This is a genomic window from Planococcus sp. 11815, assembly GCF_051096385.1.
GTDB classification, from domain to species: Bacteria; Bacillota; Bacilli; order Bacillales_A; family Planococcaceae; genus Planococcus; species Planococcus citreus.
The window spans coordinates 2,898,553-2,917,850 of the sequence record NZ_CP096991.1 but is presented as its reverse complement, the minus strand read 5'-3'; the positions used below and the strand labels follow the sequence as shown (position 1 = coordinate 2,917,850).

General features: G+C 49.9%; 24 protein-coding genes. 13 read left to right on the top strand and 11 right to left on the bottom strand.

Annotated features, from left to right (window positions below; translation table 11 throughout):
• Nucleotides 1-41 precede the first annotated feature (41 nt).
• From M1Q06_RS14680 to M1Q06_RS14665, 4 genes are read right to left on the bottom strand one after another with little or no spacing between them, the layout of a single operon-like run.
• The gene (locus tag M1Q06_RS14680; protein WP_434400305.1) at nucleotides 42-1,526 is read right to left on the bottom strand and encodes a phytoene desaturase family protein; all 1,485 of its coding nucleotides are present in this window, start codon (nucleotides 1,524-1,526) and stop codon (nucleotides 42-44) included.
• Nucleotides 1,523-2,626 carry a glycosyltransferase gene (locus tag M1Q06_RS14675; protein WP_434400303.1) on the bottom strand — a complete coding sequence of 368 codons (1,104 nt, stop codon included), beginning with the start codon at nucleotides 2,624-2,626 and terminating at the stop codon, nucleotides 1,523-1,525. The genes M1Q06_RS14680 and M1Q06_RS14675 overlap by 4 nt, the downstream gene beginning before the upstream one ends.
• Nucleotides 2,623-3,300 (bottom strand): lysophospholipid acyltransferase family protein, encoded by a 678-nt coding sequence (locus M1Q06_RS14670; RefSeq protein WP_101191673.1) that lies wholly within the window; start codon nucleotides 3,298-3,300, stop codon nucleotides 2,623-2,625. The genes M1Q06_RS14675 and M1Q06_RS14670 overlap by 4 nt, the downstream gene beginning before the upstream one ends.
• On the bottom strand, nucleotides 3,297-4,049 hold the full coding sequence (locus M1Q06_RS14665) for a carotenoid biosynthesis protein (protein ID WP_434400301.1): 753 nt from the start codon (nucleotides 4,047-4,049) through the stop codon (nucleotides 3,297-3,299). The genes M1Q06_RS14670 and M1Q06_RS14665 overlap by 4 nt, the downstream gene beginning before the upstream one ends.
• Before the next feature lie 268 nt (nucleotides 4,050-4,317).
• Between M1Q06_RS14665 and M1Q06_RS14660 the strand changes: the two genes are divergently transcribed.
• From M1Q06_RS14660 to M1Q06_RS14645, 4 genes are all read left to right on the top strand, one after another.
• A complete protein-coding gene (locus M1Q06_RS14660) occupies nucleotides 4,318-5,157 on the top strand; it encodes a MurR/RpiR family transcriptional regulator (RefSeq protein ID WP_434400299.1) in 840 nt (279 codons plus the stop codon).
• Between the two features lie 73 nt (nucleotides 5,158-5,230).
• Entirely contained in the window at nucleotides 5,231-6,070 is an 840-nt protein-coding gene (locus M1Q06_RS14655) for a transporter substrate-binding domain-containing protein (protein ID WP_101191669.1), read from the top strand.
• A gap of 27 nt (nucleotides 6,071-6,097) precedes the next feature.
• On the top strand, nucleotides 6,098-6,766 hold the full coding sequence (locus M1Q06_RS14650) for an amino acid ABC transporter permease (RefSeq protein WP_058382714.1): 669 nt from the start codon (nucleotides 6,098-6,100) through the stop codon (nucleotides 6,764-6,766).
• Nucleotides 6,767-6,778: 12 nt separating this feature from the next.
• Complete coding sequence (locus M1Q06_RS14645) at nucleotides 6,779-7,501, top strand: amino acid ABC transporter ATP-binding protein (RefSeq protein ID WP_058382715.1); 723 nt, start codon at nucleotides 6,779-6,781, stop codon at nucleotides 7,499-7,501.
• Nucleotides 7,502-7,584: 83 nt separating this feature from the next.
• Here the strand turns inward: M1Q06_RS14645 and M1Q06_RS14640 are convergent, their stop codons facing one another.
• The gene (locus M1Q06_RS14640) at nucleotides 7,585-8,355 is read right to left on the bottom strand and encodes a SurA N-terminal domain-containing protein (RefSeq protein WP_434400296.1); all 771 of its coding nucleotides are present in this window, start codon (nucleotides 8,353-8,355) and stop codon (nucleotides 7,585-7,587) included.
• 194 nt (nucleotides 8,356-8,549) lie between these two features.
• Between M1Q06_RS14640 and M1Q06_RS14635 the strand changes: the two genes are divergently transcribed.
• Together M1Q06_RS14635 and M1Q06_RS14630 are read left to right on the top strand one after the other, a co-directional pair.
• Complete coding sequence (locus tag M1Q06_RS14635; protein ID WP_434400295.1) at nucleotides 8,550-8,975, top strand: CBS domain-containing protein; 426 nt, start codon at nucleotides 8,550-8,552, stop codon at nucleotides 8,973-8,975.
• Nucleotides 8,976-8,994: 19 nt separating this feature from the next.
• Nucleotides 8,995-9,294 (top strand): AraC family ligand binding domain-containing protein, encoded by a 300-nt coding sequence (locus tag M1Q06_RS14630; RefSeq protein WP_434400293.1) that lies wholly within the window; start codon nucleotides 8,995-8,997, stop codon nucleotides 9,292-9,294.
• A 32-nt stretch (nucleotides 9,295-9,326) separates the two neighbouring features.
• Here the strand turns inward: M1Q06_RS14630 and M1Q06_RS14625 are convergent, their stop codons facing one another.
• Both M1Q06_RS14625 and rluF read right to left on the bottom strand, forming a co-directional pair.
• Entirely contained in the window at nucleotides 9,327-10,043 is a 717-nt protein-coding gene (locus M1Q06_RS14625; protein ID WP_434400291.1) for a DUF6904 family protein, read from the bottom strand.
• 11 nt (nucleotides 10,044-10,054) lie between these two features.
• Entirely contained in the window at nucleotides 10,055-10,762 is a 708-nt protein-coding gene (rluF, locus tag M1Q06_RS14620) for a 23S rRNA pseudouridine(2604) synthase RluF (RefSeq protein WP_434400289.1), read from the bottom strand.
• A gap of 210 nt (nucleotides 10,763-10,972) precedes the next feature.
• Here rluF and adh point away from each other — a divergent pair, with 210 nt between their 5' ends.
• From adh to M1Q06_RS14600, 4 genes are all read left to right on the top strand, one after another.
• Complete coding sequence (adh, locus tag M1Q06_RS14615; protein WP_121298750.1) at nucleotides 10,973-12,493, top strand: aldehyde dehydrogenase; 1,521 nt, start codon at nucleotides 10,973-10,975, stop codon at nucleotides 12,491-12,493.
• 19 nt (nucleotides 12,494-12,512) lie between these two features.
• Complete coding sequence (locus tag M1Q06_RS14610; protein ID WP_434400286.1) at nucleotides 12,513-12,872, top strand: DUF779 domain-containing protein; 360 nt, start codon at nucleotides 12,513-12,515, stop codon at nucleotides 12,870-12,872.
• A gap of 181 nt (nucleotides 12,873-13,053) precedes the next feature.
• Nucleotides 13,054-13,242, top strand: a complete 189-nt coding sequence (locus M1Q06_RS14605) for a hypothetical protein (protein ID WP_058382723.1) — start codon at nucleotides 13,054-13,056, stop codon at nucleotides 13,240-13,242.
• The gene (locus M1Q06_RS14600) at nucleotides 13,235-13,822 is read left to right on the top strand and encodes a Fic/DOC family protein (protein ID WP_434400284.1); all 588 of its coding nucleotides are present in this window, start codon (nucleotides 13,235-13,237) and stop codon (nucleotides 13,820-13,822) included. The genes M1Q06_RS14605 and M1Q06_RS14600 overlap by 8 nt, the downstream gene beginning before the upstream one ends.
• 75 nt (nucleotides 13,823-13,897) lie before the next feature.
• On the opposite strand, the gene M1Q06_RS14595 is transcribed toward M1Q06_RS14600, so the two are convergent.
• Entirely contained in the window at nucleotides 13,898-14,725 is an 828-nt protein-coding gene (locus M1Q06_RS14595; RefSeq protein WP_434400282.1) for an aminoglycoside N(3)-acetyltransferase, read from the bottom strand.
• A gap of 134 nt (nucleotides 14,726-14,859) precedes the next feature.
• Here M1Q06_RS14595 and M1Q06_RS14590 point away from each other — a divergent pair, with 134 nt between their 5' ends.
• Complete coding sequence (locus M1Q06_RS14590) at nucleotides 14,860-15,336, top strand: acyl-CoA thioesterase (protein ID WP_121298742.1); 477 nt, start codon at nucleotides 14,860-14,862, stop codon at nucleotides 15,334-15,336.
• Between the two features lie 10 nt (nucleotides 15,337-15,346).
• On the opposite strand, the gene M1Q06_RS14585 is transcribed toward M1Q06_RS14590, so the two are convergent.
• Nucleotides 15,347-15,865, bottom strand: a complete 519-nt coding sequence (locus M1Q06_RS14585) for a DUF421 domain-containing protein (RefSeq protein WP_372869818.1) — start codon at nucleotides 15,863-15,865, stop codon at nucleotides 15,347-15,349.
• Between the two features lie 339 nt (nucleotides 15,866-16,204).
• Here M1Q06_RS14585 and M1Q06_RS14580 point away from each other — a divergent pair, with 339 nt between their 5' ends.
• Complete coding sequence (locus M1Q06_RS14580) at nucleotides 16,205-16,417, top strand: hypothetical protein (protein WP_121298738.1); 213 nt, start codon at nucleotides 16,205-16,207, stop codon at nucleotides 16,415-16,417.
• A gap of 34 nt (nucleotides 16,418-16,451) precedes the next feature.
• Here the strand turns inward: M1Q06_RS14580 and M1Q06_RS14575 are convergent, their stop codons facing one another.
• A complete protein-coding gene (locus M1Q06_RS14575; RefSeq protein WP_434400278.1) occupies nucleotides 16,452-17,471 on the bottom strand; it encodes an SEC-C metal-binding domain-containing protein in 1,020 nt (339 codons plus the stop codon).
• Nucleotides 17,472-17,578: 107 nt separating this feature from the next.
• Entirely contained in the window at nucleotides 17,579-18,481 is a 903-nt protein-coding gene (locus M1Q06_RS14570) for an acetamidase/formamidase family protein (RefSeq protein ID WP_434400276.1), read from the bottom strand.
• A gap of 153 nt (nucleotides 18,482-18,634) precedes the next feature.
• Between M1Q06_RS14570 and lepB the strand changes: the two genes are divergently transcribed.
• The gene (gene lepB / locus M1Q06_RS14565) at nucleotides 18,635-19,156 is read left to right on the top strand and encodes a signal peptidase I (RefSeq protein ID WP_434400274.1); all 522 of its coding nucleotides are present in this window, start codon (nucleotides 18,635-18,637) and stop codon (nucleotides 19,154-19,156) included.
• Nucleotides 19,157-19,298: the final 142 nt, after the last annotated feature.

Here is a 19,298-nt window from a genome sequence, read left to right as displayed (position 1 = left end):
CATCCGCCACAACTGACGGATGGAAACAGCTTTTTTGCATTCTACGATGAATAGCTTTCGATCAAGCGCCGCGCCACATTCAAGCCGCTCAATGTGACCATTGGGGAACCGCCGCCGGGGTGGACGCTTCCACCGACGAAGAACAATCCTTGAATGTCGCGGCTCGCATTCGACGGCCGTAAAAAAGCGTCTTTAGGGCGATTGGAAGACGGCCCGTATAAAGCTCCGCGGTGAGACCCGAATTTATCGCGAATGAATTCAGGAGTGAAGATCCGTTCTTCTTGCAGGTGGTTACGTATTTTTATTCCATAATATTCCAATAAATCATAAATTCGTTCTTTATATTGTTCCGGGTCAATTTGCAAATCGCCTTGCGCTGTCAGGGCAGGGGCGTTGACGAGAATGAACAAATTGTCCCCTAGCGGCGAAACGGACGGGTCCGAATGGGACGAGTTGCTGATGTAGATGGTCGGCTCGCCGCTATATTGTTTGTCTGCAAACAATTCACGGAACTCGCGGGGATAATCGGCCGAAAAGAAGACATTATGATGCTTCAGTTCGGGCAAGCGTACATCAAGCCCTGCCGTAATGACAAAAGCCGAGATTGACGGCTCGAATCGATCACGTTTCATATCCCGAAAAGACGGACGCTCTGCTTCATTCACCAACTCAGGAAATGCCGACAATAAATCTCCGTTCAAGATGACGGCATCGGCAGCAATCTGTTCGCCATCCGTAAGTTCTACGCCGCATGCTTCGCCTTGTTCTGTCAGGATGCGGGCGACAGCGGTTTCGGGATGCATTTCCACGCCGCATTCCGCTGCGACCGCTGCAAAGCCTTGCGCAATCGATACGTTTCCGCCTTTAGCGTAAAAGACGCCTTGCGACAGTTCGAGGTGAGCGATCATCGCGAACGTGGCAGGGGCTTTATAAGGCGATGATCCGATATAGGTAGCGTAGCGACCGACTGCCTGGCGCAAGCCTTCGTGCTTGAAGTAGCGGCTGAAAAAATGGTCCATCGATTCAAGCGGGCGCACCTTCAGCATGGCCACACCGAGTGACGGGGAAAGATAATCCCGGAACGATTGGAAGCTCAGCGGAAAGAAGTATTGCTCGGATGAACGATACAGGCGTGCGACTTCAGCCAAAAACGCATCGTATTTACCGGCTGCAACAGGATCCAGCGTTTCGAGCTGTCGGATCATTTCGCCGCGGTCTGCCGTAAAGTCGATGTGGCTGCCGTCTGTGAAATGGTTGCGCGTATGGACAGCGAGCTTTTCGAGTTGGAAATACTGTTCAGGGTCGCGCCCAGTCTGCTCAATGATCTCGCGGAAAATGTGCGGCATGGTGATTGTGTTGGGGCCGAAATCAAAACGATAGCTGCCAAGTTCGACAGGCATCAGCTTGCCACCGAAATGGCTGTTTTTCTCGAATAGGCTGACGCGCATGCCCGCGTTCGCGAGCGTGATGGCAGCAGACAAGCCGCCAAGCCCGCCGCCGACGATAGCGATATGTGGTCGGTTCATGAATAATGCCTGCCTTTCCATGTATAGGACTCATTTTTCAACGATTTTTTCATGGCCGTGAGCATGACCGCGAGCATGGCTGCCGCTTGAAGCGGAATGAGAAATGCCAAGTACCAGCGCTGGTTGGTCACCATGTCGATGTACCAGCGCTGCAAAACGGTCAGTGCGTATGGCAGGAGCCAGATCCAGTTGACCGTCACAAGGCCGGCTGTTGCGAGAAACAGCGGGAAGATGTAAAAGACGCTGTAGAACAAGGTCAGCAGGATGGCGATCAGCGGCGAACGCCCGATACCGGTGTAGCTGTTCTTTAAAAACCCTTCCCATACTTCGGCTGGCGTTTCGTACATCCGGCATTTAACCGAAGCGGTGATATTGGCGAGCAGCACTCTATGGCCTGCTTGCTTCAACGTGCGCGCGATATGTACATCCTCGACGAGTGAAGTGCGCACCGCTTCGTGCCCGCCAATCGACTCGTAGGCTTGTCGTTCAAAAGCCATCCACATGCCGTTTGCCGCGGTGGCTGCCGGGAATTTCGCGTAATTCGCCAGCGCCAATGGCAAGTGGAATAGAATGACGAAATGAAGCATCGGCACGAGTAATTTACTCAAGAACACCGGCACTTCAAAAGCAGGGAATCCGGACAACAGGGCAGCGTGCCGTTTTTCCATCAAGCCGAGTGTCTGCCGCACCGCCTGCTTGCGGAAGCGGACATCGGCATCGACGAAGAATAAGTAGTCGCCGGAAGCGTGTTTCTGCAGCTGATGGCAGGCGTGGACTTTGCCGATCCATTCGGCAGGCAGTTCGACGCCTTGCAGGACAGTGAAGCGCTTGTCGCCCGCGATTTCCCGGTCGAGTGCCGCTTGGGTGCCGTCTGTCGACTGGTCATTCAACAGGATGAATTCGGCCTTTTCCCAGTCGGTCTCTTTTAATGAACGGATAATCGTCGGCACGTTGCGTTCTTCGTTGCGCATCGGCACGAGAATGGACACGAGCGGCTCAGCTTTGACTAAAGGCTGTTTGGGCAACGCTGGGAGGAATAGGCGGTTGAAGACAATCCACAAGAAAAAGGCGATATGGATGACGATCAAAGCCGTGATCATGATGTACGCCTCCTTTTCAGCATCTCCTGGAATTTCTCGTAATTCTCTTCGAGCACTTCCTGTTTCAACTGGTCAAGCGCTGCGGTTTCCCGCTCCTGTAGCCATACGGTCCTGTCGTGCCTCGAGCCTGCGGGAATGTCATCAAGTGTCAGGCTGTCACCTTGGTCGATCCACACTTCAGGATGTTTTTCCCGGCGCATTGAATAATAAAAGCGTACCGGAACAAGCGGAATCTCGGGGCATTTCTCCATCAAGTAAAGGACGCCTGTATGAAATTCCAGCGGGCGTGTCTCCAAATGATATTCATCGCCTTGCGGAAACAGGATGACCGTTTTGCCTTGTTTCAATAAGTTCTCGGCATAGCGCAGCGAGGCCAAAATATCTTTCGGATTGCTGCGGTCGATTGAAAAGGCGCCGAGCCGGCGGAAAAAAGGAAATTCCTTCAGTCCGCGTTCGTGCATCATGATATGGACATCCAAGTTCCAGACGCGCCGGTTCAGGAAAAAGAACAACAGCCCGTCCCACCAGGAGCTGTGGTTTGAAATGATCAGTGCCGGCCCTTTAGGCGGGCGGATGCTGCGGCCGTAAAGATGTGAAAAAGACCGCTGGATCGACGGCATCAAATAGAGAGCGAATGCGCGTTCAAAGAGCGCTGATTTTTTGGCCTGTATCATTGCGGCCGCCTCTTCCATGCCAGGGCGACGATCGCTGCCGTCAGAACGGAAGTCAATGCAGCAGCCAGCCATAATCCGCCGATCAACCCGAGCAGCACGAACAAGGCGATCATCAGCACATACAACAGAGCCATGCGCTTTTCTGCCTGTCCCGCTGCTACTTCTAGCTTCTGACTTTTGAAGGCGGCATCGAGTATCAGGTGAAGGACGAATGCCACGATAAACCAGCCAGTGAAATTGGTCCACGGGATATCATAGTAGAAACCTGTGTCTTCCCATAGCCAATAGCCTTTCACTTTATAGGCGACCGGATCGATGATCAAGTCGATGATGACCGCCGCAATGCCTCCAGTGGCTGCGTAAAGGATGCCGCCGCCCGGCACGATCCAGCGTGCGATGACGTGGCTTGTCGCCATGACCATGAGCCAGGCGAACCCGATCGCGATCGGGACGCCGAAGACATTCGGGGCGAAGCGGTCGGTATAGTCATAAGACCCGAACAGAAAGCCGCTGTCAGCGCCAGCCCATTCGACGATGAACGTCGAGAAAAAAATGAGTACGCCGATCGATCCGCCGATTGCAGGGCCGAAGCGCCGCCATAAATAAAGGAAGCCGAGTGTTCCCGCAAGGATCAGGAAGAAGGCGTTGGCCCATTCTAGCCAGGGCGGCAATAAATCAAAACTCAGCAAGATAACGCCGCAGATATACCAAAAAATGAATAACTTGAAAATCCGATCTTCCCATTTCACGAGCAGCACCTCATCTAAATTAGTTATACAAATAGTGTACAACAATAGCTGGAAAAGGCGAAAGAAAAGGGCGGAGCGCTTAATGCATAGGATAGTGAAATTTTTTTGCTTTGTGTGTTTTTGCTGCAAAGACTGGTTTAACGGTATATTTATGAGGAAAATGTCATAAACGCTAGCAGAATTTTCAGTAAAATATTGCAGGGAATCCTGCAAAAGTATATACTATGTTACAAGCAACTACGCGTGTTCTTGCGATGGGGGAATGAATATGCAGGATTTACTGCGAAATGTGTCAGCTTCATATAAAGATTTCAGTTCTGGTCAAAAAAAGATAGCAGACCTCTTTTTCCGCGAACCGATATTCATTGCTTTTTCATCCGCATTGGAAGTAGGGAGGCGCGTACAGGTCAGTGAATCGACCGTCATCAGATGGACGCAGAAGCTCGGTTACAGGGGTTATACAGAGTTTCAGCATACGCTCCAGCGCAAACTGGCGGAAGAACGGCTGGACAATGCGCAGCAGGAACAGCCTGCTGCTGCGGACCAGTCGTTTCTTGAAAACTTGCTCGATGCAGACATCACCAGCATCCTGAAGCTCAAGCAAACGATCAATGAAGAAAATTTATTGCAAGTGGTCGACCGCATCAGCAAGTCTGAACAGCGCTACGTCACAGGCAATTTCTTCGATTTCGGCTTAGCCGAATGGTTCGGGGGCTGGCTTGGTAGTGCGCTTGGAAATTCAGCGATGATGCAGCCTGGCACTGCCGCTTATTATGGGCAGATGGCAGAGCTTGGACCGCACGATACGATTATCGCGTTCGCGTTCCCGCGCTATACGCGCACCTTGATGGATACTTTGGAGCAAGCGAAGCGCAAAGGAGCGGAAGTGATCGTCTTGACCGACAGGGAAGACTCACCAGCCGCAAAAAGTGCCGATATCGTGCTCACGGTTTCTGTCAATGCGAACTTGAATATCGATTCCTATACGGCGGTCCATGCGTTATTGACTTCTGTGATGCGCTTTGTCTATGTCAAAGAACATGCAAAAGTGAAAGAAAAACTCGCACAGCTCGAAGCGGCTTACAGTGACCAGGACATCTTCATATGACATAACCCATTGCAGGCACGTCCCGAATCGCTTCGGCGTTTTGGTCAAACATACACGAAAAGGGGAGAGCAAGATGAATAAAAAATTTACAACGGCAGGCGTAATTTTAACAGCAGGCATGCTTTTGGCAGCCTGTGGATCGGATGACTCAACCACCGGCTCGGAAGGATCAAGCGAAGGAGCGGCAGGCAGTGATTTGAACCTTCTTGAAGAAGGGCAATTTACGACTGCTTCTAGTGGACTATACAAACCGTTCAGTTTTGAAGAAGGCGGCGAACTTAAAGGGTTTGACATTGATATCGGCAATGCCATTGCAGAAGAAATGGGACTGGAACCAAGTCCAGTGACTACGCCATTTGAAACAATTATCCAGGGGTTAAATTCAAACCGCTTTGACGCTATTATCGGTTCGATGTCTAAAACTGCAGAGCGCGCGGAACAGGTGAGTTTCTCTGACCCTTACTATTATTCAGGCGGCGCTATTTTCGTGCGTGAAGGAACGACCGATATCCAGTCTGTTGATGATCTGGCAGATAAGAAAATTGGAGTGGTCGGCCAGACTACATATGACACGGTAGCTCAGGAGCACACCGACGATATCCAGTACTATTCCAGTGACGTAGTAGCTTTGCAGGATTTGGAAATTGAAGGCCGCCTGGACGCTGTCATTACGGCAGACGTAGTTGGCTTTGAAGCTCAGAATGAGGGCTTGGCTGTTGAAATGGTGGGAGATCCGCTATGGGTAGAGCAACCTTCCATCGCTGTTCGTAAAGACGATGAAGAACTACTCGCTGCAGTTAATGAAGCCTTGGATACAATCATTGAGAACGGTACCTACGATGAAATTTCACAAAAATGGTTCGGCCGCAATCTCCTCGATATTGACCTTGAAGGTGTAGAAGTTCTTGAATAATGATTTGAAGTAAAGAGGGGGATGTGTATGCCAGAATTACTTGTCACGGTTTATGATGTTTTTATTCGAACCTATCCAGGCTTCCTGGAAGCGACACTCGTTACATTGCAATTGACGGCTGTTGGTGTAATTCTCGGGACGCTGATTGGCTTAGTTTTTGCGTTGATGAAAATTTCAGGTTCTAAAATTTTACAAGCAATTGCCAACATCTATATTACAATCATTCGCGGGACGCCTTTGATTGTTCAAATCATGTTTTTGTATTTTGGAATTGTTGAGTTTTACACGATGTCTAACTTCTGGGCAGGGGCGATTGCGCTCGGCGTCCATAACGGCGCATATATCGCGGAGATTTTCCGTGGGGCGATCCAAGGGGTGGACCCAGGCCAGCGCGAAGCCAGTATGTCGCTTGGGATGAATCGCAAGCAGACGATGCAGCGGATTGTATTCCCGCAAGCACTGCGCCGCTCTATTCCGCCGCTTGGCAACCAGTTCATCATCACCTTGAAAGATTCATCGCTTGTCTATATTATCGGTGTCGCGGAAATCTTTTCCCTCGGCAATCGGGAAGCTGCGCAGTCCTATCAGCCATTCGAATCATTTCTGGTCGTCGGGGTTTATTACCTCGTGCTCGTCATGATTTTCACGCTGCTCTTGCGCTTGTATGAAAACCGGCTTGATGTGGACAAAACCTAAGGAGGAGCAGTTATGATTATTGGAGAGAATATACACAAATCCTTTGGTGATCTCGAGGTGTTGAAGGGCGTGGATCTTCACGTCCAGCCCCAAGAGGTGGTTGTTCTGGTCGGGGTTAGCGGATCCGGTAAAAGTACGCTGCTCAGATGCTTTAACTTCCTGGAGATGATTAACGAAGGATCCATCACGATTGACGGCAAGAAAGTCGATCCGAAAAAAGACAATTTGACGAAGATCCGCGCCGAAGTCGGCATGGTCTTCCAGCATTTCAATCTTTTCCCGCACAAGACGGTACTTGAGAATGTCATCGAAGCACCCATTACGGTCAAAAAAATGAATAAAGAAAAAGCGAAAAAGCTCGGCCGTGAACTATTGGAGAAAGTCGGCTTGAGCGATAAGGCGGATGTCTATCCGAGTAAATTATCGGGCGGGCAAAAACAGCGCGTCGCCATTGCCCGATCGCTTGCGATGGAACCGAAAGTGATGCTCTTCGATGAGCCGACCTCAGCGCTCGATCCGGAACTTGTCGGAGAAGTGCTGCAGGTTATGAAGCAACTCGCGGAAGAAGGCATGACGATGGTCGTCGTGACCCACGAGATGAAATTCGCCAAGGAAGTGGCGGACCGCATCATCATGATTGACCAAGGGACTATCATCGAATCCGCGGATCCGGAGAATTTCTTTGGAAACCCGCAGCACGAACGGACGCGCCAATTCATTCAATTGGTGGAATAAGCGTTTCGCGGTCCAGTAAACCAATTATTATTTACAGCTAATCAAAAAAACCAGATCCGGTTCATCCGGATCTGGTTTTTGTTTTAAAGATTGATCGTGACCTCTGCTTTTTCACGAAGTTCCGCTACAAGTGTTTGAGTGGCTTCGTTTTCCTTTTGCATTTTGACTTGTTCTTCAAGGTCTGGTTTCAGTTCTTCAAAAGCAGGGAGTTCTTCTTCGCTGCCCATTTGTTCTTGCTGGGTTTTGAGTTGCTCATAAGCTGCTTCCACTTCTTCCTTGCTAGGAGTCGTATCCCCGGCGGATTCAGCGATCAGCTGGTCCACTTTTACTTGTGTTTCGATTTGGGACATGACTTCATCTTCGGCCATGCCCTGTTCATTCAAGGCCGTTAGGAACTCATCTTTCGACTCGAGCCCATTTTGCTGTGCCAACTGCTCCAAAGTTTGGTCCACTTCTTCATCGGACGCAGTCAATTCTTGATTTTCAGCTTCTTGGACGAGCAATTTCTGGCCGACCATGCTTTCAGCTAATTGATTTTTCAATTGAGCCTGGTCGATTTCCTGGCCGGTCATTTGTGCTTGCATGGCCGCTTGCTGGAATTGCCCGGTATAGGCTGTTTCAAATTCCTCTTTGCTTACTTCTTCACCGTTCACTTCTGCCACGACGTCAGGGACGCCTTCCAAATCAGGCTCTGGCATTTCCGGTTGTCCGGCACTTTCCTCGGCGCTAGGGGCTTGTTCTTCAGTTTCAGGTTGCGCGTTTTCGTTTTCTGCGGATTCATCGGCACCGCCGCATGCTGATAATACAATGAGCGATGTACCAAGGGATAGGCCTATAAACCATTTTTTAATCATTGTCATTCTCCTTCCAACGCATAATGTCCGGTAGTGTACCATAGCCCGGAATTCGATGGGAAGCGAGACCCCTCGCGAGCGTGAGACGGTGTAAATTAATAAGACAGAAATACCTATTCTTTTTACTAATGACGTTTCCAACCTTCAAAAGAGGATAAAGACTATTAATAGAGAGAATTCAAGGAGGAGACGGCATGAAAATAGCGGAAATAATGACAACTGATGTAGAAACTTGCCCGCCAACTGTAACGATTCAAGACATTGCCGCCAAGATGCGTGAAATTAATGTCGGGTCGATTCCGATTTGTGAAGAAGGACGGATTGTCGGCATCGTCACGGACCGTGATATCGTCCTGAGGGGCATTGCGGAAGAGCTCGGGGCCGATGCGCCGATTTCAGAAATTTTCTCGGAAACCTTGATCACCGGAACGGAAGAGATGCTGGTTGAGGAGGCGGCTTCGTTGATGGCGAGGCACCAAATCCGCCGATTGCCGATTGTGCGGCAAGAACAAGTCATCGGCATCGTCTCGCTCGGCGATATCGCCGTAAGAGGCAAAGCGCAGCGTGAAGCGGAAACAGCGCTCGAAAAAGTTTCAGAACCGGCCAAACCGCGCCGTTGAGCAGAATAGGAGGCTTGAAATGGAAACGAAGGAGACTCCGAATGTATTGGGAGAGAAGGCGAAGAAAAGTGCAGCAGTTTTACAGACGGCCAATGCCAAAGTGATGAACATTCAATTGCGGAAAGGTGAAGCCATCCCGGAGCATCATGCGGATGCAGAAGTGGTCATCGTGGTACGGAAAGGGCGTGTGCAGTTCACATCGGAAGGCGAAACGGTCGAGGCGACGCCGGAAAACGTCCTCCATCTCGCCCCGATGGAAAAGCACCAGCTATTGGCAGCGGAGGACAGCGATTTATTGGTCTTTCAAATTGAAGCGTAAAAAACCTCTCGAGTTGAGGCTCGAGAGGTTTTTTACCATTCTACTTGTTCAGGGTATTCTGCCTGGATTCCGATTTCGTGGATCGGCCGTTTTTCAGGAGCCGCTGCGTTGATGATTTGTTTGCGGAACGCCTGATACTCGGGATCCTGGAGCGTGAGTTTCATGGCGATGGCGGAAAGGCTTTTTTCGCGTTGCTGTTTGGTCATGCCGATGTATTTCAAGTTCAACAGGTCCACATACTGGATGGCGTAATCGTTGACCGACGGCGATTTGCGGAACGCTTCCAGGATTGCTGCGTATTCTTCACCCGGCACGTGGCCTTGCAGGCATTCGAGGACGAGTGCCTGGAATTTCGCAATCACCGGCGCGTAGGTGTCAGCCAGCAAGTCGCCGCGCTTGTCCGCATATAGCCGGACGAAATCATGGAGTGCATAAGCTGCATACAAAAGCTCTGGCCACAGCACTTCTACCGAGAAATAAATATTTTTGTCCGGTGCGATAAAGCCATGCTGTTTTTTCGTGTGCTCGTGCAAGCCGTTGAAGACGAAATCGACATTGCGGTCGCCTTGTGCAGCGTGGCGGATTTCATAGGAAACGCCAAGTATCCGCAAACGCGATCCTTCATAGCCGTGGTATTCGCCTTCTTTGCCGATGACTTTGTAGATGGCTTGGTTCAGTTCATCCAAATCGAAATAATCTCCGCTGATCTTGACGCCAGTATGGTTCGGCGTCGTTTTCATGCTTAGCATAAAATGCCTCCTTAGCGTTTCGGTTGATAATCAAGCTGGCGGAACAATTCCTGTTTCTCTTCTTCTGTCAGGTCGCGCCATTCACCGGCCTTCAAATTGCCGAGGCGGATGTTCATGATACGGATGCGCTGCAGGCGTTTCACATCGTAGCCGAGCGCTGAACACATGCGCCGGATCTGCCGGTTGAGCCCTTGCTGTAAGGTCAGTTTGAATACGTGCTTGGCGATCCGTTCGGCTTTGGCGGGAAGCGTCACCGTGTCGAGAATCTCGACGCCGCTTTCCATCTTCTCCAAGAATTCATCAGTGACCGGTTTATCGACCGTCACGATGTATTCCTTTTCATGTTCGTGTTCAGCCCGGAGGATTTCATTGACGATATCACCGTCATTGGTCATGAGGATGAGCCCTTCTGAATCTTTATCGAGCCTCCCTACGTGGAAGATGCGTTCAGGATGGTTGATGAAGTCGACGATATTGCCTTCGATATGGCGTTCGGTCGTGCTAGTGATGCCGACCGGTTTATTGAGCGCCAAATAAACATAGGCGCGCTTCGGCTGCTGGATCACTTTGCCGTCGACACGCACTTCGTCTTCGTGCTCGACTTTGCTGCCGAGCTCCGCTTTTTGGCCGTTAATCTCGACGCGTCCGGCTTCGATGAATTTATCCGCCCCGCGCCGCGAAGTGATGCCTGTTTCACTGAGGAATTTATTGATTCGCATAAAAAAATCCTTTCGGTTGTATATTTCCACTGTCTGGTCCCATTATACTCCAGATGACCCTTATAAGAAAAAAATTTGTAGGCTAACAGTTGCAATTTTCCGATTTATTTGACAATATATAGAGGCGAGCCCTGAAATAAATGGTGCGCCAAACGAAAATTGAAAGCGTATACATAACGGGGCCAAAACAAGCAAAGGGGAGATGGAGTAATGGTATATGCAGTTCCAAACACAGATGGTTCAAAAGTGAATTTCAAAGAGCAATACGATAATTATATAAACGGTGCCTGGCAGGCGCCGAAAAACGGCCAGTATTTTGAAAACCTATCGCCAGTAAACGGCAAAGTGTTTACGAAAGTGGCGCGTTCAAGTGCAGAAGACGTGGAGTCGGCGTTGGACGCTGCACACGCTGCGAGAGAAGCCTGGGGGAAAACATCCACGACTGAACGCGGCAACATCCTCTTGAAGATTGCGGACCGCATGGAAGAGAACTTGGAAATGCTGGCGGTAGCTGAAACGTGGGATAACGGGAAAGCGGTCCGTGAAACCTTAAATGCCGACTTGCCGCTCGCAATCGACCATTTCCGTTATTTTGCCGGTGCGATTCGCGCGCAGGAAGGCGGCATCAGCCAAATCGATAACGATACAGTCGCCTATCACTTCCATGAGCCACTAGGCGTGGTCGGCCAGATCATTCCTTGGAACTTCCCGCTTCTCATGGCGGTATGGAAACTCGCTCCAGCACTCGCAGCAGGAAACTGCGTCGTCTTGAAGCCGGCTGAACAAACACCAGTCAGCATCCTGGTGTGGGCTGAATTGGTCGGCGACTTGCTGCCTCCAGGCGTCCTGAATATCGTCAACGGATTCGGGATCGAAACAGGCAAGCCGCTTGCATCGAGCCCGCGCATCAGCAAAATCGCTTTTACCGGTGAGACGACGACTGGCCGCATGATCATGCAATACGCGTCGCAAAACCTGATTCCGGTGACGCTCGAACTGGGCGGAAAATCACCGAACATCTTCTTCAAGGATGTCATGGACCAGGACGATGCATTCCTTGATAAAGCGGTGGAGGGCTTCGTCATGTTCGCATTGAACCAAGGCGAGGTATGTACATGCCCATCCCGTGCATTGATCCAAGAAGACATTTATGAGGAATTCATGAAACGTGCCATCAAGCGCGTGGAAGAAATCAAGACCGGCAACCCGCTGGATCCGGCGACGATGATGGGGGCACAGGCCTCCACGGAGCAATTGGAGAAAATCCAATCCTATCTCGAAATCGGCAAGCAGGAAGGCGCAGAAGTGCTGGCAGGCGGAGACCGCAATCGTTTGGAAGGCGACCTTTCAGAAGGCTTCTACATCCAGCCGACGGTCTTCAAAGGCGACAACAAAATGCGTATTTTCCAGGAAGAGATTTTCGGACCGGTACTCGCAGTCGCTACATTCAAGACAAAAGAAGAAGCCATGGAAATCGCCAACGACACGCTTTACGGCCTTGGGGCAGGCATCTGGACACGCGACACGAATACGGCTTACCGTTTCGGCCGCGGCATCCAAGCTGGCCGTGTATGGACAAACTGTTACCACCAGTATCCTGCACACGCAGCGTTCGGCGGTTATAAAATGTCCGGGTTCGGGCGTGAAAACCATTTGATGATGCTCAGCCATTACCAAAACACGAAGAATATGCTCGTCAGCTACAGCGAAGACAAGCTTGGATTCTTCTGATCAGAAAGAAGGGCTAGCCATGACAGAACGGGTAATCGCCACAGACGCCGCCTTGGAGCTGATCAATACCTTGAAGAAAAAGCACGGGCCATTGATGTTTCATCAATCGGGAGGCTGCTGCGACGGCAGTTCTCCTATGTGCTATCCGAAAGGTGATTTGATGGTTGGCGATCAGGACGTATTGATGGGTGTCATCGGCGACAGCGAGTTTTATATGCACAAGAGCCAGTTTGACTATTGGAGCCATACGCAATTGATCATCGATGCCGTGCCTGGGCGCGGCGGGATGTTCTCGCTTGAAGGGGCAGAAGGACAGCGATTCTTGACCCGCTCACGCGTCTTCACGGCAGAAGAAAACGAAGAACTGCAAAATCAATAATAAGAGGAATTCCCGGATGCTCGGCATCCGGGAATTTTTTTGTGTAGGCACCGGAAAGCAGAAGGAATCAAAGAAGCAAAAAGGCTTTCACAGAGCCATTTTAAGCATTTTTGAAGAGGGGGAATCGTGGAAAAACAAGCACGAAAATGGTATAATAGCAGAATGAAAGGTGGTCATCCATGTGACGAATTTAGCTAACCGGGTATCCCATGAACAAGCAAATCACGCGATTTCCTGCGCCGCACACTCTCTCGTAACGGAAGGGTTTGATGTGACCCATGAAGACCGGAATTTTGTCCGCTCTGTCCTGACCGGAGAACGGACGGAAGCTCAATTCCACCAGGCCATCAAAGCACGCTTCGATGTCTAAGTACCAGCATACATCGATGTATTGCTACCCGGGAACCGATGTGCTGGTGAATGCATTCGATATCCGGGACGAAGACAAGCTGAAGGAATTGGAAACGGTCTACGCGCTTTACCGCTTGTCGGAACTGCAATTAAAAAAGCCGAAAGACCCAACTGATCTCAATGTGTTCCTCGATATCCACCGCTGCCTGTTGCAGGACGTCTACCCGTTTGCCGGCAAGCTGCGCGAGGAAATGACGTCCAAAGGAAGTTCGACATTCGCTCATCCCAAGCACTTGGCTAGCCAGCTGAAGCAGCTTTTTGATGAATTGGCTGAAGAGGCTTATCTGAAGGGGTTGAGCAAAGACGTTTTTATTCAGCGACTCGCCCATTATTTGGCCGAATTGAATGCGCTCCATCCTTTCCGTGAAGGCAATGGCAGGGCAGTCCGTGAATTCGCCCGCCAGCTGGCATTGAATGCCGGCTACCTGTTGGATTGGGCGAAGATTGAAGAACCTGCCCATATCATTAACGCATTTGTGGACTCTTTTAATAAAGACAATGAACGTTTGGAAGTTTTATTGGGTGAAGTTATCAGTTGAATGTGCCAACTGGGTGCATTTCGACAGAAAAATAGGCTGAAGCGGCAGGCAACTTGCCGCTTCAGCCTATTTTGTTTAATTTTTTTGTTCCTGCTGTTCTTGCGGCGCTGGATTTCGCTGGAGCCAATCGGTAGCGAACTCCACAAGGGGGCGCATCTCAGTGAGCTGGGTTTCGGCCTGTCCGAGAACGCCTTCAGTAATAGTTCCAGGGAAGTCTTTGGCGATGTCTGGGAAGCGGTCTGAATCCATATCGACGCAATCGTATGTGGCCCATTGCCGCTCTCCGTTGACGTACATTGCTGCGCCTTGCGGGGAAGTAGAACGTTCTGGCTGCAGGAATTCTGCGTAATGAAGCGCAGTGCACGAATCGAATCCGGTCCCGATCAGCAGGATCTTCACTTGATGCGGCATCATTTTTCCAAGAGGTGAGGCGGGACCGAATGAATCTTCCAGCGGCTGTTCAGCCATCCACTCAGCGGCAAGACGCCCCCAGGCGATGAATGAATGAGTCGGATGGGGACTTCGGATCGTCGCCGGATGGCGGTGCAGGCATTCCGGTATTTTCCCCATTCCGCGCATATTCGTCAGATGGGGATCATAAGCTGGCATTTGGTCGCGTGTTGGCTGATGCCAATTCTCAGGAATCGGTGGAGCCATCCAATAGACAGGATCGGAATTATCGGCAGACTGGGAAGGCATGACGAGAGTGCCTTCAGGAGTGATGACTTCCATCAAGGCTTCGACGACTGCTTGCGCGCCTCCGGCAATCCAGCCCATCGACTTCAATGAGGAATGGACCATTAGGTGGTCGCCCGCAGCTATCCCGAGTTGCTGCAATTGCCGCTTCAGCGAATCCTTGAATTGGAATTCGGGTGTGTTCAGAATTTGAAAAAGATCAGACATGGACTTGATTCCCCCTTTTTTCCACTTTACCATAAGGAGGAATTTTGGTTTTTATTTTCAGTGGAATAAATTATCGGGGATTGAAAAATTTCTGCAGCGGGAATAGCCTTAAGGAAGAAAGAGGAGGAGAATACATGGAAGCGAAACCTATGCGCGAATCACGGACGATACAGACAAAGCTGGTGCTTCCGCCTGACACCAATCACATGGAATCGATTTTCGGCGGGAAAGTGCTTGCCTATATCGATGAAATTGCCGGCATCTCGGCCATGAAACATGCGAGCCGCCATATCGTCGTGACAGCTTCGATCGACTCAGTGGATTTCCTGTCGTCTGCAAAAGTGGGCGATGTCCTGGAATTGGAAGCGAACGTCACATCAACCGGTAGAACGTCGATGGAAGTGTATGTACGCGTCAAATCGAAGAATCTGGAAACTGGCGAAGAACGTTTGACGACCGAGTCATTTTTGACGCTGGTCGCAATCGGCGAGAACGGAAAACCGACACCGGTGCCGCCGGTCTATCCTGAGACAGAAGGCGAGAAGCTGTTTTTTGAATCAGCGCCTGCACGCAGGGAACATCGGAAGCAACGCGCGAAGACGCCCAGATAAAAAAAGGATCCTATACGGGATCCTTTTTTGTGTTCTCTTTAACATTGGCAAGCGCGCTGCCTGCTTGATTGGTGATGACCGACATGCTGCCGTCGGTCTCGAGAATGACAGCTTTGACATTTTGCAGATCGCCTTCACCTGAATTGCGCACAGCCTGCATAATTTCAATATCCTTAACTCGTTCCTTGCGCATAGCTTGTTGGAGAAATTCACCTTCCAAAAACAGAAGGCGCGGTTCGGATTTGATCAAATCGTTAAACCACGATAAGCGGACAGCTGTAAATGTCAATAAATACTGCAATCCGATCAGGACGGCAAATGCAGTCAAGCCTTCCCATAAGCTGATTTGGCTGTTAAGCAGAATCGTCGCCAAAGTGGAACCGAGAGCAACAGTGACGACCAAATCAAACGCATTGAGTTTCGTCAAAGTACGCTTTCCTGAAGTCCTTAAAAAAATCAATAGCCCAATATACGCCAGAACACCTACCGTAACAATACGGATAAAACTATCCCAAGTGATTTCAAACATTCAGCTCTTCCTCCTTTTGAAATATGAAAAGATAAGATGGACTTATCAACATGTGGATAAGTCCATTATTTATAAAAATCGACTGTAAATTTCGACATTTACCCACATAACTCACGGTTTTTTAATAAATATTGTGCATAACTGCTGTTTTTCAGCATATATTAAGGGCTTTCCCCACAAGCAGGTCAGTGAAACGGTATTTTGTGGATAGCTTTGGCATAGGAAAGAAAAAATCAGCAGGCATAAAACAAACTCTGTCACGAAGCGGTGCGTTTTTTCTGTTCAAACCAGCTTATTTCGGGAATAGGAGGAGTAAGAGTTAAGAGGAGAGGTGAAAAAATGGAAGCTGTCCGCAATATTTTCCGCTTTTTGGGCATGGGAGTATTTTTCCTGAGCATTGCGCTGTTTCTTGTGACGGTGTTGAACAATTGGCTTGGTTTTGCATCGGCCACTTGGCTGAGCGGACCGTTTTGGCGCGTATACTTGTTTTTCGCAGTTTCCGGAATTTTATTGTACATCCTGATCACGTTCAGGCGAAAAAAAGACGAATAAAAAAGCACCGGAGGCATTCCGGTGCTTTTCTCAATTATTTTTTAGCAAGCAATTCTTCAAAATATGAACCGAATTCTTTAGAGCGTTTCAAGATCGTGCTGGACGAAACGCCGAATTTTTCACTCAAGTCTTTTGCAGAAAGCATCGGTCCTTGAATGAGTTCATGGTCCTGCAGGAAGCGCCAGTAGCCGGCAACGAGTGCTTCGGGTTTCTGGACGGTCGGCTGCTGGCTGACCAGGTAGCTGTTGAGGATGCTTGTCACATTGGTCACGGTTTCTTCATCGAAGTCCGCTTCGTCAACGTGTTTTTTCAATTCGTCCATGACAGATTGGTGCTCCGGGGAAAGCTCGATGCTTTCCTCAACAGCGCCTGTCGAGTATTGGACGATATGTTCGACCACTTCGAGATAATGCTCGCGAAGATAGTCTTCGTTCGCGGAAGCGCCTTTTTCTTCAATGCGCTTTTGCAGCTGCTCAAAGAATGGGGCGAATTTGCCGACGATCGTCAAATAGCCGTTCAAGAACAGGATGCCTTGTTCGCCTGCTCGCGCATCCGGCAGAAGAATCGCAAGAAGCCCTTGGTTTTCTTCCATATCCGTCGGCGGCTGGTCTGCCATGACGTAAGTTTCGCCGGTAAAGGCGTCTTTCAATTCCGCTTTTTCTGTATCCCCTGAGACCAATTGGCCGAGGAATACACGGAAGTTGGGCCATTGTTCCAACACTTCTTGCGTTGTTGGGCGCTGCGTCTGTTCGATCTGCTTAGACAGGAAGTTTTCCCATAGTTCCGGTTTCTGCATGAACAGGAAGTTTTCGATAACGAATGCTTGTGCATCGTTTTCCGCCATCGATTTCATCAAGCGCGGCTGCCATTCCTGCTGGAGCTCGCGGAAATCCGTCAGTTGGTCACGGTTCGGGTTTTCCGAGAAGAATTGCTGTCTGACTTGGAACAGCTCTTCGTTCACCAGATCATTGATGGAAACTGTCTGTTGTTTCCCGTGACATTTTTTATATTTCTTTCCGCTGCCACATGGACACGGATCATTTCTTCCTACCATTCTAATCACCTACATTTTTTCTTGAGTGTAACATAAAATCTTTCGGCGCTCAAAAGTCTGACGATTCAGACGTCTAAATAGCCCCATATCTCCTTATAATTCCCATATTACGCAAATAAACGGAAGCCCAGTCCTTGCAGCACATGGCGTGGAACAAAGAACCTGGCCGTCACAAGGGGGTCGACCACTTGGCTGATCTGCGTTTCACCCGCTGCACTCATAAGCATCGTCATTTCGCTGACGGACAGATCGGATTGAGGCAGCAACAGGTCGATCATCTCTTCGACCGCAGTGGAAACGGCTTCGTCCAATGTCATCGCCGAGACAAGAAACGCCAAGCCCTCTTCATTTTCGAGCAGGGGATGCTTCAGGCGGTTGCCTTTGATGACATCGAATTGGACGGTGGCGCTGCCGGGCACTTCAATTCCGGAAACGCTGATTTCCCCGTCACCCATCGCGGCATGGAAATCACCAAGTGCAAACAGCGCGCCTTCAGCCGCCACAGGGAAATAAAGTGTGGCGCCTTTTGTGATCAGTTTCGTATCCATATTGCCGCCGTGTGCACCCGGTGTGCCGCATGAAACGGGCTCGCCTTCCGGTGCAACCCCGATGACGCCAATCATCGGGTTCAACGGGAGCTGCAAACGCTCGTTGAATACCGCTTTGCCATTTTGAATGGGAATGATTTTCGATTCCATCTTTTCCATCCGGTGGCCCATCACGCCGAGGTTTGGCCCTGTGACCATGACGCCTTGCTCGCCGATTTCAAGGTCTTTGATCTCCACTTTCAAGACATCGCCGATCTCGGCTCCTTCAATGAAAATCGGCCCTGTCGCAGGGTTCACTTGATCCCAGTCGATTGCTGCGACTTCCTGGTCGCTCGACTGGAGCTGGTTTTTAAAGCAATCGAAAGTATCGATTTTCACGGTATCGCCGGCCGCTATCCGCAGGCTCGGGTCATGTGTATTGGAAAAAGCGTAAACGACATCTTGTGCAGGTAATGTTTTCATCAATTCCACTCCTTTAAAATTAAGATAGAAATCAACTTCATGTCTGATAATTCTTTCAACTCGCCTATTTCATTATCGAGCAAGAAATCTCCGAGTGCAAGGCGTGGGGCGCTATAGTAAACTATAGAAAAAAAGCGGGGCGGGGGAGAGTCAGTGTACGAAGATCCGGTCAAAGAAATGCTTGTATGGATGAAAGTGCTGCTGCTGACGGCATTGATCATCTTTGGGGTCCGCCAGTTCCTGTTCGAGCCGGTCATCGTCGAAGGCGGATCGATGCAGCCAAGCTATTACGAAAACGATAAATTAGTGCTGAACAAAGCGACCACAATCACCAACTTCGATACAATCGTGTTTTTTGCACCGGACGGCAGCCGTTTCATCAAGCGGGTCATCGGCGTTCCGGGCGACCATATAAAGATGTCGGGTGGGGAGATTATCCTGAACGGACAGCCGCTGGACGAACCCTACCTGGATGGAGGCGGAAATGACGAATTCACGGCACAGCCCCAATTGGCCAGCGAATTTTCAGTTCCCCCGGATTGCTATTATGTCCTCGGCGACAATCGCAGCAATAGCACGGATTCCCGCGTGCTGGGATTTATCCAGAAACAAGACGTGATCGGTGAAGTGAAATTCCGCTTTGCGCCTTTCAGGGAGTTCGGGTTCGTGGAATGAATGAGAAGTTTAGCAAAAGCTTTTTCCGCTGAGCAGGGGCTCTTCGGAAAAAGCTTTTTTGTATGGCTATGATTTCCTTTTCTTTATATGGATGAAGCGTTGTTTATGGAGTAGCTATGGATATTCAGAAAGAATTTCAATT